This window comes from Buttiauxella sp. A111, from assembly GCF_014189855.1.
In the GTDB taxonomy this organism is placed as follows: Bacteria; Pseudomonadota; Gammaproteobacteria; order Enterobacterales; family Enterobacteriaceae; genus Buttiauxella; species Buttiauxella selenatireducens.
Genome location: NZ_BJFN01000034.1, coordinates 1 through 255 on the forward strand (window position 1 = coordinate 1; position 255 = coordinate 255).

Genomic DNA, 255 nt, shown 5'->3' on the forward strand with positions numbered 1-255 from the left:
AACGTGACTGTTAAGTCAGTTTTGAGATATTGAGTGAGCATGAAATAATGGTGGAGCTAAGCGGGATCGAACCGCTGACCTCCTGCGTGCAAGGCAGGCGCTCTCCCAGCTGAGCTATAGCCCCATCAATTTCGTAAAACCTTTGATTTACCTTAATTCTTAGCTAGTCAAGGCGCAGCACCACGAAGCATACTTAAGTATGTGAGTGGTGTTGTAACGCAGGATAGCAAAGAATTTGGTAGGCCTGAGTGGACT

General features: G+C 46.7%; 1 tRNA gene. It reads right to left on the reverse strand.

What is annotated here, in order from left to right:
- Positions 1-48: 48 nt before the first annotated feature.
- Positions 49-124, reverse strand: a tRNA-Ala gene (locus BSPA111_RS22485).
- Positions 125-255 lie beyond the last annotated feature (131 nt).